Source organism: Rhizobium sp. 05L419 (assembly GCF_056397845.1).
The window spans coordinates 63,599-76,914 of sequence record NZ_JBFTOF010000021.1 but is presented as its reverse complement, the minus strand read 5'-3'; the positions used below and the strand labels follow the sequence as shown (position 1 = coordinate 76,914).

At 61.4% G+C, this 13,316-nt stretch carries 17 protein-coding genes and 1 other RNA gene; 9 read left to right on the top strand and 9 right to left on the bottom strand.

The window, feature by feature from the left end; translation table 11 throughout:
- Window positions 1–73: 73 nt before the first annotated feature.
- Window positions 74–679: a recombination mediator RecR gene (gene recR / locus AC1DMK_RS22880; protein WP_477862256.1), complete on the bottom strand. Its 606-nt coding sequence runs from the start codon at window positions 677–679 to the stop codon at window positions 74–76.
- Window positions 680–736: 57 nt separating this feature from the next.
- Here recR and AC1DMK_RS22875 point away from each other — a divergent pair, with 57 nt between their 5' ends.
- Window positions 737–1,354: an MOSC domain-containing protein gene (locus tag AC1DMK_RS22875; protein WP_477862254.1), complete on the top strand. Its 618-nt coding sequence runs from the start codon at window positions 737–739 to the stop codon at window positions 1,352–1,354.
- Here the strand turns inward: AC1DMK_RS22875 and AC1DMK_RS22870 are convergent.
- Window positions 1,351–1,887, bottom strand: a complete 537-nt coding sequence (locus AC1DMK_RS22870; protein ID WP_477862252.1) for an RBBP9/YdeN family alpha/beta hydrolase — start codon at window positions 1,885–1,887, stop codon at window positions 1,351–1,353. The two genes, AC1DMK_RS22875 and AC1DMK_RS22870, sit on opposite strands and share 4 nt — an antisense overlap.
- Window positions 1,888–1,999: 112 nt before the next feature.
- On the opposite strand from AC1DMK_RS22870, the gene AC1DMK_RS22865 reads away from it, so the two are divergent.
- Window positions 2,000–2,479 (top strand): Lrp/AsnC family transcriptional regulator, encoded by a 480-nt coding sequence (locus AC1DMK_RS22865; protein WP_477862250.1) that lies wholly within the window; start codon window positions 2,000–2,002, stop codon window positions 2,477–2,479.
- Between the two features lie 20 nt (window positions 2,480–2,499).
- On the opposite strand, the gene AC1DMK_RS22860 is transcribed toward AC1DMK_RS22865, so the two are convergent.
- From AC1DMK_RS22860 to ffs, 4 genes are all read right to left on the bottom strand, one after another.
- A complete protein-coding gene (locus tag AC1DMK_RS22860; RefSeq protein ID WP_037065417.1) occupies window positions 2,500–3,111 on the bottom strand; it encodes a LysE family translocator in 612 nt (203 codons plus the stop codon).
- Between the two features lie 69 nt (window positions 3,112–3,180).
- A complete protein-coding gene (locus AC1DMK_RS22855) occupies window positions 3,181–3,504 on the bottom strand; it encodes a YbaB/EbfC family nucleoid-associated protein (protein WP_037065415.1) in 324 nt (107 codons plus the stop codon).
- A gap of 22 nt (window positions 3,505–3,526) precedes the next feature.
- The gene (locus AC1DMK_RS22850) at window positions 3,527–5,395 is read right to left on the bottom strand and encodes a DNA polymerase III subunit gamma/tau (RefSeq protein WP_477862247.1); all 1,869 of its coding nucleotides are present in this window, start codon (window positions 5,393–5,395) and stop codon (window positions 3,527–3,529) included.
- A gap of 46 nt (window positions 5,396–5,441) precedes the next feature.
- Window positions 5,442–5,538: signal recognition particle sRNA small type (gene ffs, locus AC1DMK_RS22845), an RNA gene on the bottom strand.
- Between the two features lie 89 nt (window positions 5,539–5,627).
- Between ffs and AC1DMK_RS22840 the strand changes: the two genes are divergently transcribed.
- The 5 genes from AC1DMK_RS22840 (at window position 5,628) to AC1DMK_RS22820 (ending at window position 8,472) form a co-directional block, all read left to right on the top strand.
- Window positions 5,628–6,038: an HIT family protein gene (locus AC1DMK_RS22840; protein WP_051974119.1), complete on the top strand. Its 411-nt coding sequence runs from the start codon at window positions 5,628–5,630 to the stop codon at window positions 6,036–6,038.
- On the top strand, window positions 6,035–6,997 hold the full coding sequence (nudC, locus tag AC1DMK_RS22835; protein ID WP_037065412.1) for an NAD(+) diphosphatase: 963 nt from the start codon (window positions 6,035–6,037) through the stop codon (window positions 6,995–6,997). The genes AC1DMK_RS22840 and nudC overlap by 4 nt, the downstream gene beginning before the upstream one ends.
- A gap of 9 nt (window positions 6,998–7,006) precedes the next feature.
- A complete protein-coding gene (locus tag AC1DMK_RS22830) occupies window positions 7,007–7,696 on the top strand; it encodes a helix-turn-helix transcriptional regulator (protein WP_037065410.1) in 690 nt (229 codons plus the stop codon).
- 69 nt (window positions 7,697–7,765) lie between these two features.
- Window positions 7,766–7,987 (top strand): hypothetical protein, encoded by a 222-nt coding sequence (locus tag AC1DMK_RS22825; RefSeq protein ID WP_477862244.1) that lies wholly within the window; start codon window positions 7,766–7,768, stop codon window positions 7,985–7,987.
- Between the two features lie 116 nt (window positions 7,988–8,103).
- A complete protein-coding gene (locus AC1DMK_RS22820; RefSeq protein WP_037065406.1) occupies window positions 8,104–8,472 on the top strand; it encodes a VOC family protein in 369 nt (122 codons plus the stop codon).
- Between the two features lie 37 nt (window positions 8,473–8,509).
- On the opposite strand, the gene AC1DMK_RS22815 is transcribed toward AC1DMK_RS22820, so the two are convergent.
- Entirely contained in the window at window positions 8,510–9,373 is an 864-nt protein-coding gene (locus AC1DMK_RS22815; protein ID WP_477862241.1) for a prephenate dehydratase, read from the bottom strand.
- Window positions 9,374–9,383: 10 nt separating this feature from the next.
- A complete protein-coding gene (locus tag AC1DMK_RS22810) occupies window positions 9,384–10,139 on the bottom strand; it encodes a 3-deoxy-manno-octulosonate cytidylyltransferase (RefSeq protein ID WP_477862240.1) in 756 nt (251 codons plus the stop codon).
- A gap of 154 nt (window positions 10,140–10,293) precedes the next feature.
- Between AC1DMK_RS22810 and AC1DMK_RS22805 the strand changes: the two genes are divergently transcribed.
- Window positions 10,294–10,869 (top strand): c-type cytochrome, encoded by a 576-nt coding sequence (locus tag AC1DMK_RS22805; protein ID WP_477862238.1) that lies wholly within the window; start codon window positions 10,294–10,296, stop codon window positions 10,867–10,869.
- Between the two features lie 57 nt (window positions 10,870–10,926).
- Here AC1DMK_RS22805 and AC1DMK_RS22800 read toward each other — a convergent pair whose 3' ends face one another.
- Complete coding sequence (locus AC1DMK_RS22800) at window positions 10,927–11,874, bottom strand: AEC family transporter (RefSeq protein ID WP_477862236.1); 948 nt, start codon at window positions 11,872–11,874, stop codon at window positions 10,927–10,929.
- A gap of 418 nt (window positions 11,875–12,292) precedes the next feature.
- Between AC1DMK_RS22800 and AC1DMK_RS22795 the strand changes: the two genes are divergently transcribed.
- Window positions 12,293–13,285, top strand: coding sequence for an adenosine kinase (locus AC1DMK_RS22795; RefSeq protein ID WP_037065401.1), 993 nt, complete (start codon window positions 12,293–12,295; stop codon window positions 13,283–13,285).
- The last annotated feature ends 31 nt before the right edge of the window (window positions 13,286–13,316 follow it).

Genomic DNA, 13,316 nt, shown 5'->3' with positions numbered 1-13,316 from the left:
CGCGAAAACGCTCTATCTTTTGTTTTTACGCAATTGCGGATGCAAACCGCTACGCACTTTTGCTGGCATTGCTCTAGATTGCCGTTCGTGCTCTCAGCGCCGCCGCCAGCGTGCCTTCGTCGAGATAATCAAGTTCGCCACCGACCGGCACGCCATGCGCCAGTCGCGTGATCTTCACATCCAGTCCGGCAAGCTGATCGGTTATATAGTGTGCTGTCGTCTGACCCTCGACGGTGGCGTTGACGGCGATGATCAGCTCCCGGATGCCGCCAGCAGTCACCCGCTCGATCAGGCCGCGAATGTTCAGGTCGTCCGGCCCGACGCCATCGAGTGGCGAAAGCGTGCCGCCGAGCACATGATAGGCGGCATTGAGCGCCGCGGCGCGCTCCAGCGCCCAAAGGTCTGAGACATCTTCGACGACGATGATGACGGATCGGTCGCGCCGCTCGTCGGTGCAGACCGTGCAGGGATCGACGGTATCGACATTGCCGCAGCAGGAGCAGATCTTGACCTTGTCGTAGGCCTCGCCCATCGCATTCGACAGCGGCCCCAGCAGCTGGTCTTTTTTCTTGATCAGATGCAGGGCAGCTCGGCGCGCGGAGCGCGGGCCGAGGCCCGGCACTTTCGCCAGGAGCTGGATCAGTTTTTCGATTTCGGGGCCGGTGACTCGCTTTGCCATGAGCGGTTATTAGCCCATATGTTGGTAAAACGGAAACATCCAAGGACCCCGGATCGCATGAAAATCCTCGCCGTCTGCATCGGCAATCCCGAAAAGCTGCCGGGCAAGAGCTACAAGACCGGGATCAACAAGCACGCGATAGGCGCCAGCGCGCTTGTTGACGCAGAAGGGCTCGTCGGCGACGCGACCTGCAACAGAAAACATCATGGCGGGGTGGACCAGGCCGTCTATATCGAGGGCTCGATCACCCTCGACTGGTGGTCGGGGCAACTGGGCTACACGATCGCCCCCGGCACCTTCGGCGAAAATCTTGTGATCGAAGGGCTCGACAACAGGGTTGTTGCCGTCGGCGACAGGTTGATAGCCGGCGATCTTGTTCTCGAGGCGACGGCCGCGCGCCTCCCTTGCGCCACCTTTGCCGCCAGAATGGGCGATCCCCAATTCGTCAAGCGGTACGCGCAAGCGGCCCGTCCCGGTGTCTATTGCCGCGTCATCCATGGCGGGATGGCGACGGCTGGAGAGCCTGTCGAACTTCGCCCGTTCAAAGGCGCAAGGGTGACGATGCCGGAGATGATCGCAACCTTTTGCAAGCGGCTGTCTCCCGAGGACCGGATCCGGTATCTCGCCGCCCCGGTCCACTACAAGCTGCGCAACATTCTGGAAGCAGAGCGTTAGCCGAGGCCGGCTTCGAAAGCCGCCAGAGCTGCTCTTCCCTCCGGCCAGTCGCCGAGACCGCTGCTGCCGTTGAGGTGGCCATGGGCACCGGCATCTATGAAGGCGCTGCCCCATTGGTCTGCCCGGGCGCGGGAATAGGTGAGCGAGCCATAGGGATCGTCGCTGCTGGCGATGACCAGCGAGGGAAACGGCAGCGCTGTCGTTGGCGGATTGGAAAAATGCACCGCTTCGACCGGAAAGGCGGCTGACGCCGGGTCGGGAGGCGCAACCAGTAGAGCGCCGGCGGCTGCATGGCTGGTGCGTCCCGCCCAGTATGCGACCAGCAGGCAGGAGAGGCTGTGGGCGACGAGCAGCGGCGCTTCGGCCGATTTTCCGACCTGACGATCCAGCGCTTCGATCCAATCGTCAAGCGCCGGCTCGTCCCAACTCGACGGTGAAAATCGTCGCATGCGCGGCTCGGCCTTTTCCCACCGCGATTGCCAATGGGCCTCGCCGGAACCGCCGATTCCCGGCACGATGATCACCTCTCTCATGGCATTTCCTTTGCTGTTGCCTCGTCCGTAAACTGCATGAGATAGTCGGCGAACGACATAGGAAACCATCGGATAGGCAAGCCATCCGCCGATAGATTAAAGGTAAGTATCAATGGCCGATTTCATTGAGCGGCAGCTGGATCCGACCGACATGCTGATCATCGAGATCATGCAGGCCGACGGCCGAATTTCCGTTTCAGAGCTGGGGCGCAAGGTCGGCCTGTCGCAACCGGCTGCGTCGGAGCGGCTGAAACGACTGGAAGAACGGGGGATCATAGAGGGTTACGGAGCGCGGATCAGTGCCGCAGCGCTTGGCCTCGGGATGATGGCGGTCATTCGGTTGAGGACGACACACGAACATATCCGCGCCTGCCTGAAGCAGTTTTCGGAGATGCCTGAGGTGATCGAGGTATTGCGGCTGACGGGCGAGGACTGCTTTGTTTTGAAGGTTCTGGTCCCGACACCGTCGGCGCTTGAAGTCATCGTCGACAGCATTGCGCGCTATGGCGCGGTGACAACCTCGCTCGTGCTGCGCAGCGAGCCGCCGAAGTCGATTGGGCGAGACTTGTTGCGGCCCGCGCGGGGGCGCTGACGGAACCCAAACGCAGTGCGTTAGCGCATGGCGATGGCAACGGCTGCGCCGGCCATCGTGCCGGCGCTCACGCGATTGGCGATGCGGACAGCGCGGCGGCTCTTCAGGAATGCTCTCGCCTTTGAAGCAAGCAGCGCCCAGCCGAAATCGATCGCAATCAACACCAGCAGCATCGTTGCGACGAGTTCGGCCCAGCCGACGATCGTCACTGCGCCGATGTCGATGATCGACGGCAACAGCGCCATGTAAAACATCATGATCTTCGGATTGCCGAGCGTTACCGTCATGCCGGCGAAGAAAAGCTTCCGTGCGGATTGCGCCTCAGGCAGCGTTTCATGACTGTCCCCCGGCGAGGCAGACCACATTTTCCAGGCAAGATAGAGAAGGTAGCAGACGCCAAGCCATTTTATGGCAACGAAGGCGTAGTGAAAGGTCTCGGCAATCGCGGCAAGACCGGCAACGGCACTGGTCAGCCAAATCGCTTCGCCGAGCCACATGGCGGCGAGAAACGGAAACACATCGCGCGCACCCTTGGAGATCACCCGGGCGACAAGCGCGGCAACGCTCGGACCCGGAGAGCCGGCACCCACGAACAGCGCACAGGCAAAGACGAACAAGGTGGTCAGCGTCATCTGCAATCCTCCCATTGCGAAACTGGAAGGATGCCGTTCGACGGCATCCCCTCTCGATTTTCGAGTGGATCAGAACGGCATCTTGAAGCCGGGCGGGATCGGCAGGCCAGCGGTCAGCGCCTTGGTCTTTTCGGCAGCGGCAGCTTCCGCCTTGTCCTTGGCGTCCTTGTGGGCGGCAACGATCAGGTCTTCGAGGATTTCGACATCGTCTTCCCTGAAGAGCGAAGGATCGATCTTCAGGCTCTGCATCTCGCCCTTGCCGTTGAGGATGACGGTCACAAGTCCGCCGCCGGACTTGCCTTCAGCGTGGAGCTCGGCGATTTCCGCCTGCATCTTCTCCATCTTCGCCTGCATTTCCTTGACTTTGCCCATCATGCCCATGATGTCGCGCATCGTCTTGCTCCTTCTTCGTCACTCAGAATTCTATATCGTCGCCGGGCAGGATGTCGCCGTCTTCGGATTCGGCGGCGGCAGGGGCCTGGACTTCCTCTTCCTCTGGCTCCGGCGCTCTCACGCGTACGTCGATGATCTTGGCGCCCGGGAACTGCGCGAGGATCGCGGCCACGTCAGGGTCCTGCCGCGCGTCGCTTACCTGCTGTTGCTTGGCCTGGGCTTCAGCCTCGACCATGGTCGGCTGGCCGGCGTCGCGGCTGAGACTGACAATCCAGTGAATTCCGGTCCAGTCCTTGAGCTTGACCGCCAGCTCGTTGAGCAGTGTCGGCGGGGCGCCATCCGTCAGGTTCACGTCGAGGCGGCCCGGCTCGACCCGGACCGGGCGGACGAAGGTGCGCACCAGCGCCTTGATCTTCACGTCGCGCTTTTCGGAAGCCAGATTGACGATGTCGCTGATCGAATTGACCGAAACCAGGGGCTTGGGCACCTCGGTCGGCCTGGTCTCGACACGGCCGACGGGCATGTCCTGCGGATCGGGATTGGGGACTGAGCGCAGCACCGCAGTCGAGCCGGAGGGTTGCGGGCGCGGCGTGGCATCGGTTGCTCTGGCCGCGACGCTTGCCTGATAGTTCACCGTAGTGCCATTTCCGCCGCCATTGCCCGAGGGTGCCGTTGGCCGGACACCACCGTTGTTCTCGGAAAATTCAGCCAGACGACGCGCAGCATCTTCAGGTGCAGGAAGGTGCGCGGCATGCGCGAGCCGGATCAGCACCATTTCGGCAGCACCAGCCGGCCGCGAGGAAGCCTCCGCCTCGGGAATTCCCTTCAACAGCATCTGCCAGATGCGCGACAGCGTCGTCACTGCGATGCCTGTTGCGAATTCCGCCGCCTTGGTGCGCTCGATTTCGCTGAGCGAAGGATCGTTTGCGGCGTCGGGCACGTATTTCAGCCGCGTTACCAGATGCGTGAAATCGGCCAGATCGGTGAGAACGGCAACCGGGTTCGCGCCGGCCTCGTACTGGCTCTGGAACTCGCCCAGCGCTGAGGCGACATCGCCTTTGACGACGTGATGGAAGAGATCGACGATACGGGCGCGATCGGCAAGGCCGAGCATTCCGCGGACGGAGTCCGTCAGCACTGCGCCGCCGCCATGGGCGATCGCCTGATCGAGCAGCGAGAGGCCGTCGCGCGCCGAGCCTTCGGCTGCGCGGGCGATCATCGCCAGCGCGTCGGGCTCGGCCTCGATGCCTTCCTTGGACGCAATGGTGGTGAACAGGCCAACGAGATCGGATGCGCTGATGCGGCGCAGATCGAAGCGCTGGCAGCGCGACAGCACCGTGATCGGAACCTTGCGGATTTCGGTGGTGGCAAAAATGAACTTCACATGCTCCGGCGGCTCTTCGAGCGTCTTCAGCAAGCCGTTGAAGGCCTGCGTCGAGAGCATGTGCACTTCGTCGATGATGTACACCTTGTAGCGCGCCGAAACCGGGCGGTAGCGCACCTGCTCAATGATCTCTCTGATATCGTCGATACCGGTATGCGAGGCGGCGTCCATCTCGATGACATCGACATGGCGGCCTTCCATGATCGCCTGGCAGTGTTCGCCGGGGATGCGCAGGTCGATCGTCGGCTTGTCGATCTCGGATGTCTTGTAGTTCAGGGCGCGCGCCAGAATGCGCGCCGTCGTCGTCTTCCCGACCCCGCGAACGCCGGTCAGCATGTAGGCCTGGGCCAAGCGACCGGTCTCGAAGGCGTTGGTCAGCGTCCGGACCATCGGCTCCTGGCCGACCATCAGATCGGTGAAATCCTTGGGGCGGTATTTGCGTGCCAGCACCCGGTATCCGGTGCCCGTCGAGGCGGCATCTTTTGATTGTCGCTCGGTGTCGCTCATCGCCCTGCTTAGCGCCCGGACTGCCCGGGCAAGGATGGAGAGAAGGGTGGGAGGCTGGCACGATGACCCGTGCCGGGCTCGTTAGGGCTGCTTCCTTCCGGACCTGACCCGGTTGGCGAGTGGCTCGTCCACCACCAACCTCCCGGATGCACATATCGGCAATATCGCCATCAAAAGCAAGCCAAGCACAAAAAAAACTGCTAGCCTTTGGAAAACTCTGGAGGAATACCTGTTGGACGTCTTTACGCTCGACCATCGGCTTCAAAGCGACAGCAGGAGTGTCATGCAGACAGGCCTCTGCGACCTCCGGCTGTCGGCGGATGCCCGCTGGCCCTGGCTGATTCTCGTCCCGAGGCGAGCCGATATCACCGAGATTTTCGAGCTGACACCTCTTGATCAGGTGCTTCTGACATTCGAGACCGAGCTGGTCGCTTCAACCCTCAAGACGATCACCGGCGCGACAAAAATCAACGTCGGGGCTCTTGGCAACGTCGTCCGCCAGCTTCATGTTCATGTCATCGCCCGCTTCGAAGGCGATGCCAATTGGCCGGGGCCTGTCTGGGGATTCGGCAAAGCAGAACCTTACGAAGACGGAAAGAGAGATGAATTGATAGAGAAGTTGCGGGAAGCCCTTTCATCATGAGCCGTTCGCTTTTCGATTCGGATGTGCCGCATCCGGAACCCAGCAATCTGACAGCGTTTGCCGCCAATGACCTGATCCGCGATTCCGAGCACCGCGACGAGAGTTCCGTAGACAACGCACTCGCCAAGGAAGGCACGCATATCTTTGCCTTCACCGGCGACAAGCTGGTGCTGAAGCACGATGGTCAGGTGCTCGATCCACTGTTTGCGCGCTACGAGTTGAAGGATCTGCGTCCGAACTGGGACGAAACGATTCTGCTCGGTTATCGCAAGACCGGCGAGCCGCGCCTTGCCGTTCCGGTCGGCGTTTCCGAGGAGGAACTGGCCAGCCAATACAAGCCCGCCGACGGCCGGTCGCTGTTTCGCGACATGCTGGTCGATGACGTCCTGCTCGGAGAATTCGCGCAGGGTGCGAGCCTTATTCGCTGGAACCGGGACAACCGGTTTTGCGGCCGCTGCGGCTCGACGATGGACATCCATATCGGCGGCTACAAGCGCATTTGCACCGCCTGCGAGCACACCATCTTCCCGCGCACCGATCCCGTCGTCATCATGCTGACGATCGACGAGGAGCGCGATCTGTGCATGCTCGGCCGCAGCCCGCATTTCGCGCCGGGTATGTATTCCTGTCTCGCCGGCTTCGTCGAGCCGGGAGAGACGATCGAAAATGCCGTTCGCCGCGAGACGCTGGAGGAATCGGGCATTCGCACGGGCCGCATCCGCTACCACGCCTCGCAGCCCTGGCCGATGCCGCATACATTGATGATCGGCTGTTATGCCGAGGCCAAGTCGACCAATATCAAGCGCGACGAGCAGGAGCTGGAAGACTGCCGCTGGTTCTCGCGCGAGGAAACGATCGAGATGCTTCAGCGCCCCGGCACCAACGGTCAGGCACCGCCGCCCAAGGGAGCGATCGCCCACCGCCTGATGCGCGACTGGGTGGAGTGGAAAGAACGATAGGTCCGTGCCATGGCACGCTCTGAACGCCTGCTGACATTGCTGCAGACATTGCGCCGCTACCGCCGTCCCGTCAGCGGCGCCGTTCTGGCTGAAGAAACGGGCATCAGCATCCGCACGCTCTACCGGGACATTGCGAGCCTTCAGGCGCAAGGCGCTCAGATCGAGGGCGAGGCAGGCCTCGGCTACATCCTGAAGCCGGGCTTCATGCTGCCGCCGATGATGTTTTCGCAGGATGAAATCGAGGCCCTGGTTCTCGGCTCTCGCTGGGTGGCACGGGCTGCCGATCCGCGGCTTGCCGCGGCCGGTGCCGATGCATTGGCCAAGATTGCGGATGTCCTGCCGCGCGACATGCGCGACGAAATCGAAAGCTCGACGCTTCTCGTGCATCTGCGCCCGCCGGTCGCCGACAAGGCGGATCTCGAGGTCATTCGCAAGGCGATCCGCACCGAGCGCATTCTCAAACTGACCTACACGGACGAAAGCGGGCGTGCCTCCGTCCGCAAGGTCTGGCCGTTCGCACTCAGCTATTTCGAGCAGGTGCGGGTCATGGTGGCCTGGTGCGAACTTCGCCAGGACTATCGCCATTTTCGCACCGACCGTATCGTTGACATGGCATCGCAGGAGGCGCGCTATCCGCGCCGGCGCGCGGTGCTTCTGAAGGAATGGCGCGACCAGCAGGACATTCCATCCGAACCCTAGAGCCTACTGCCATAAACTGACAGTAGGCTTCGCTATTATCGGGATCAATCCAAACAGGAGAACCCGATCATGGCACGCCTAAACCTCTCCCCCGCGACGTGCGACAACCGAGTTGTCGAGGACGCTCCGACCTATGCTGGGCCGCAGTCTTTGATGCTGCGTATGATGCTCGAGGCATCCCGCAGAATGGTACGGACCGGCTATCTGCGGCTCGACCTCGGCTCCATGCCCGACCACATGAAGCGCGACCTCGGGTTTGCCGATTGCAGCAACCCGCGTCGCGAGCAATAGCTAGCCTCTGGGCAAACCACTTCAAAAAAGACCGCATGCACAGAACGATGCTGCCAGAAATTGGCAGTTTGTTCTGGTCGTGCGCACATCATTCAACGAGACCGAGGGACCACGATATGAACAGCCCAAACCTGATTATCCTCTACGTCAAGGATCCGGCCGAAAGCGCCACCTTCTACCAGGACCTGCTGGGCCGCGAACCTGTGGCCGCGGCTGCGAACTTCGTGGCCTTCGCGCTGGACGGGGGCTTTACGCTCGGGCTTTGGCGCCTGAGCAAGGTCGAGCCGCAGCCCTCCGCCATTGGCAGCCGGGCGGAAATCGCCTTCATGGTTCCCGGCGAACGGGGCGTCGCCGCGGTCTATGACGATTGGCGAAAGCGGCGACTGCCCATTGCCCAGGATTTGACGACGATGGATTTCGGGCCGACCTTCGTCGTCCTTGATCCGGACGGCCACCGGCTGCGCGTCTGCGAGCCGGACAAGTAAGCCACTGCAAAAAGGGCGCCGATATTGGCGCCCTTTTTCATGATTTCTGCAGGTGACCGCGCATCGGATGGCCCTTGTAGACGCCGAGGATGCGGACCTTTTCCGAGAAGAACCGCAGTTCCTCGAGGGCGCGCCGGACATTGGCGTCGTTCGGATGGCCTTCGATGTCGGCATAGAACTGCGTGGCTACGAATTTTCCGCCGAGCTGGTAGCTCTCCAGCTTCGTCATGTTGATGCCGTTGGTCGCAAAGCCGCCAAGCGCCTTGTAAAGGGCAGCGGGGATATTTCGGACGTTGAAGACGAAGGTGGTGACCAGCTTCTCTTCCTCAGAGTCCCGGTGCGCCCATTCCTCCTCGCGTGACAAGATCACGAAACGGGTGACATTGTTTTCGGTATCTTCGACATTCTCGGCGACGATGTCGAGGCCGTACAGGTCAGCGGCGAGACGCGGAGCGAGTGCCGCCATCGTGCGGTCGCCGGTTTCCTGAACGAGCTTTGCAGCGCCCGCCGTGTCGCCGGCAACGACCGCCTTCCAGCCATTGGCGCGAACGATCTTGCGGCACTGCCCAAGCGCGTGGATGTGGCTGTGCACGGTGCGGATCTCGTCCTTCGCAACGCCAGGCAGCACCATGAGCTGGAAGCGGATCGGCATGAAGTACTCGCCGATGATGTGCAGCCGCGATTCGGGCAGCAGGTGATGGATGTCTGCGACGCGGCCGGCGATGGTGTTTTCGATCGGGATCATGCCCAGGTCGGCCTCGCCGTTGTCGACGGCCACGAACGCATCCTCGAACGTCTGGCAGGGCAGCGGCTCCATGGTCGGAAACATGTCGCGACATGCCATGTCCGAATTCGCGCCGAATTCGCCCTGGAAGGCGATCCTGTTGGTGTCGATGTTCATAGGAGATCCGTCAGTTCGATTTTGCGGAAAGAATGCGACGCGCCTTTTCAAGGTCGGCGGGAGTATCGACACCGAGCGGAACCGTGTCAACGATCTCGACGTCGATGCGCATGCCGGCCTCCAGCGCCCGCAGCTGTTCCAGCGATTCGCGCAGTTCGAGAGCCGACGGACCGAGCGATACGAAGCGCTCAAGGGCGGACCGGCGGTAGGCGTAGAGGCCGATATGGTGGTAGAGTGGGCCGTTTCCCCAGGGTGCTGTCGCTCTGGTAAAATACAGCGCCCGCAGGCGGGTCTTGGAGAGCGGCGAGCCGATGACCTTGACAATGTGCGGGGCGGTCTTGTCCGCTTCGTCCTCGATTTCGATGGTCAAGGTGGCGATATCGACCGTATCGTCGTCCAATGGACGCAGCGCCGCGCGAACCGTTTCCGGCTCGATCGTCGGCAGATCGCCCTGAACGTTGACGATGAACTTCGCGCGACCCTCGGGATCCACCTTCTGAAGCGCTTCGTAGATGCGGTCCGATCCGGACTGATGATCCTTTCTGGTCATGACGACTTCGAAGCCGGCTTTAGACACCACTTCGAAGACCTGCTGGTCGTCCACTGCCACGACGACCCGTCCGAGAGCCGCATCCCTTGCCCTCAGCGCGACCTGGACAATCATCGGCAGGCCGCAGATGTCAGCAAGCGGCTTGCCGGGAAGTCGGGTCGAGGCCATACGCGCCGGGATCAGGACGAGCACGTTGTCTAAATTTGGACTGGTCATTGTTCAGGCCTTCAAATCCGGGAGGGAAAGTGTCAAAAAGTCTCACGCAGTAGACCATTTAGACTGTTGCAACAAATAGCCAAAAGACATAGGTTCCGCGCGATTTCAAGATGGTCCGGTTTTATGTCTGCCGGCTGCGAKGGGAGCATTGCAGATGAATTCTTACGTGAATACGGCAGTGGGGGCGCTGCTCGGAACGATTTTCGTTCTGATGTCGGTCTCCATCGCGTCGGAGGGAATCTTTCATTCCGAGAAGCCGGAGAAAGAAGGGTTTGCGATCGTTGCCGAAGAGGCATCCGCCGCTGGCGGCGGTGAGGCAGCACCCGCTGCCGCTGTTCCGATCGCACAATTGCTAGCCAAGGCCGACGCCAAGGCTGGCGAGACCGTATTCAAGAAGTGTCAGGCCTGTCATGACGCCACCAAGGGGGGGCCCAACAAGGTTGGTCCGAACCTCTTTGGTGCCGTTGATCGCCAGATCGCCACGCATGAAGGCTTTGCCTATTCCTCCGCCATGAAGGACTTCTCCAAGGGCGGCAGCGAGAAGTGGACCTTCGACCACCTGAACCATTTCCTGGCCGCTCCCAAGAAGTACGTTGCCGGCACGGCGATGGGCTTTGCCGGTCTGCCGAAGGATACCGATCGCGCCAATGTCATCTTGTACCTGCACACGCTGGCCGATTCGCCGGTTCCCCTGCCGGACCCGAACGCGCCCGATTCAGCCACGCAGTAAGGCTGGCAACATCCTGACGACGATCGAAGCCCGGCCGCAAGCCGGGCTTTTGTTTGGCTATGCGCCGAGGAGAAAGGCCCAGAAGGATACCGAAATGGCGCCAAGCGCCGTGGTCACCGTTATCGTCGAGGCTGCGAGGCTGTGTCCGACACCGAAGCGATTGGCAATAAGCCAGGCGTTGACGCCGGTGGGCACGGCCGAGATCAACACCAGCGCCGACGTCCAGTCGCTGGCCAGCCCAACCAGATGGCTCGCAGTCCAGACGCAGGCCGGAAGCAAGAGGAGCTTGAACGCCGATGTGACGCTGGCTATTCCGACATTGCCTGAGATGCCATACTTCTGGAGCGCCATACCCAGCGAAATGAGCGCGACGGGACCGGCCACGCCGGCGATCTGATCGACGATCATCTCCACCGGTCCCGGCATCTGAAGACCCAAGAGATGCATGACGGCACCTCCCGCAAGGCCGATCACCAGCGGATTGCGGATGAGATTTTGGGCGATCTGGCGGAGCAACCTGACGAAACTGCGTTCCTGTCCGCCGGCGATCTTGTGCTCGGCGCGCTCCATCAGGATGGTGCCCACGATCATCATGACAGGCAGATGAACCGCGATCAGGATCGAAAGCGGCACAAGTCCCTTGTCGCCGACGGTGCGCTGCACAAGCGGAAGGCCGATGAAGATGGTGTTGGCGAAAGCCGACGACACACCGGCCAGAACGCCGATGCGATCGTCGCGGCCGAAGAACCGGGTTGCGGCGATATGAGCCGCAAACCAGGTCACGGCGACGCCGGAGAAATAGGCGATCCACAGGCGAAACGGCGATGCACCGTGAAAATCGGCCTCAGCGATCGTCCGGAACAGCAGCAGCGGAACGGCAATCTTGAAGACGAATTCGCTGAGCGCGTCGCCGATCTCGGCCTTCATCAGACCCGCCTTGACGATCAGCCAGCCGATCAGGATCATGACGAAGATGGGAAGGACGTCGAAAATGATGGCTGACATCAGGAAGTGCTGCCTTTGCATGCGGAGGGCAAAGGTCTAGCAGCAAATCGTCGACGGTGACAAACGTGAATGGCCGCAACGCCTTGTGGCAACGACAAAAAAAGCGGGCCATGCCCGCTTTTCCGCATCCGGCCTTGCCGGATAGCCGGCCTGCAATGCTGCCAGTTCATCCGTGGTCAGCGTCGCTTCCGGTATCGTCGAAGGGTATCATTCCCTTCTGTATTGGCTGCAGCCGGTGAGCCGCCCATGCCAATCTGGTTGACGCTGCTTATAATCATCGGAAATGACAGGCACATGACGTCGCCGCGACATTTTTGCGGAGACAAGAGCGGCAGGGACGGCATTTCTTCTTCCCATGCGGCGAAAATCCGCTAAGACCGACTACCGGCTATCACCAATAACCGGGACCTCCCATTTCATGACCAAATTCGATGTTCTGACTGTCGGCAACGCCATCGTCGATATCATTGCGCGTTGCGACGAGCAGTTCCTCATTGATCACAAGATCACCAAAGCGGCGATGAACCTCATCGATGCCGAGCGCGCAGAGCTTCTCTATGCGCATATGGGCCCGGCGCTTGAAGCATCGGGCGGCAGCGCCGGCAACACCGCAGCCGGCATTGCGAGCTTCGGCGGCAAGGCGGCCTATTTCGGAAAGGTGGCCGAGGATCAGCTTGGCGAGATCTTTGCGCACGACATCCGGGCGCAGGGCGTTCACTACCAGACCCAGGCGAGAGGCACCTTTCCACCGACCGCGCGCTCGATGATCTTCGTCACCGAGGACGGCGAACGCTCGATGAACACCTATCTCGGCGCCTGCGTCGAACTCGGTCCGGAAGATGTCGAGCCGGACGTCGTGGCGCAGTCCAAGGTCACATATTTCGAGGGCTACCTCTGGGATCCGCCGCGCGCCAAGGAAGCCATCCGCGACTGCGCCCGCATCGCCCACGAGAACGGCCGCGAGATGTCGATGACGCTTTCGGACAGCTTCTGCGTCGATCGCTACCGCGGCGAGTTTCTGGACCTGATGCGATCGGGTACCGTCGATATCGTCTTTGCCAACCGGCAGGAAGCGCTGGCGCTCTATGAAACCGACGATTTCGAGGATGCCCTCACCAAGATCGCCAAGGACTGCAAGATCGCGGCCGTGACGATGAGCGAAAACGGCGCCGTGATCCTCAAAGGGACGGAGCGCTTCTACGTCGATGCGATCAAGATCAGGGAACTGGTCGATACGACAGGGGCGGGCGATCTGTTCGCCGCCGGTTTCCTCTACGGCTACACGCAGGGCCGGACGCTGGCCGATTGCGGCAAGCTCGGTTGCCTCGCCGCCGGCATCGTCATCCAGCAGATCGGACCCCGGCCGATGAGGTCGCTGGCCGAGGCCGGCAAGCAGGCAAGCCTTACTTGAAGGCTTCGCCCCTTACTTGAAGGCTTCGCCC

Coding starts and splice junctions, on each gene's coding strand:
- recR (WP_477862256.1), bottom strand. CDS start 679: ATGGCAAAGCGAGTCACCGGCCCCGAAATCGAAAAACTGATCCAGCTC.
- AC1DMK_RS22875 (WP_477862254.1), top strand. CDS start 737: ATGAAAATCCTCGCCGTCTGCATCGGCAATCCCGAAAAGCTGCCGGGC.
- AC1DMK_RS22870 (WP_477862252.1), bottom strand. CDS start 1,887: ATGAGAGAGGTGATCATCGTGCCGGGAATCGGCGGTTCCGGCGAGGCC.
- AC1DMK_RS22865 (WP_477862250.1), top strand. CDS start 2,000: ATGGCCGATTTCATTGAGCGGCAGCTGGATCCGACCGACATGCTGATC.
- AC1DMK_RS22860 (WP_037065417.1), bottom strand. CDS start 3,111: ATGACGCTGACCACCTTGTTCGTCTTTGCCTGTGCGCTGTTCGTGGGT.
- AC1DMK_RS22855 (WP_037065415.1), bottom strand. CDS start 3,504: ATGCGCGACATCATGGGCATGATGGGCAAAGTCAAGGAAATGCAGGCG.
- AC1DMK_RS22850 (WP_477862247.1), bottom strand. CDS start 5,395: ATGAGCGACACCGAGCGACAATCAAAAGATGCCGCCTCGACGGGCACC.
- nudC (WP_037065412.1), top strand. CDS start 6,035: ATGAGCCGTTCGCTTTTCGATTCGGATGTGCCGCATCCGGAACCCAGC.
- AC1DMK_RS22830 (WP_037065410.1), top strand. CDS start 7,007: ATGGCACGCTCTGAACGCCTGCTGACATTGCTGCAGACATTGCGCCGC.
- AC1DMK_RS22825 (WP_477862244.1), top strand. CDS start 7,766: ATGGCACGCCTAAACCTCTCCCCCGCGACGTGCGACAACCGAGTTGTC.
- AC1DMK_RS22820 (WP_037065406.1), top strand. CDS start 8,104: ATGAACAGCCCAAACCTGATTATCCTCTACGTCAAGGATCCGGCCGAA.
- AC1DMK_RS22815 (WP_477862241.1), bottom strand. CDS start 9,373: ATGAACATCGACACCAACAGGATCGCCTTCCAGGGCGAATTCGGCGCG.
- AC1DMK_RS22810 (WP_477862240.1), bottom strand. CDS start 10,139: ATGACCAGTCCAAATTTAGACAACGTGCTCGTCCTGATCCCGGCGCGT.
- AC1DMK_RS22805 (WP_477862238.1), top strand. CDS start 10,294: ATGAATTCTTACGTGAATACGGCAGTGGGGGCGCTGCTCGGAACGATT.
- AC1DMK_RS22800 (WP_477862236.1), bottom strand. CDS start 11,874: ATGTCAGCCATCATTTTCGACGTCCTTCCCATCTTCGTCATGATCCTG.
- AC1DMK_RS22795 (WP_037065401.1), top strand. CDS start 12,293: ATGACCAAATTCGATGTTCTGACTGTCGGCAACGCCATCGTCGATATC.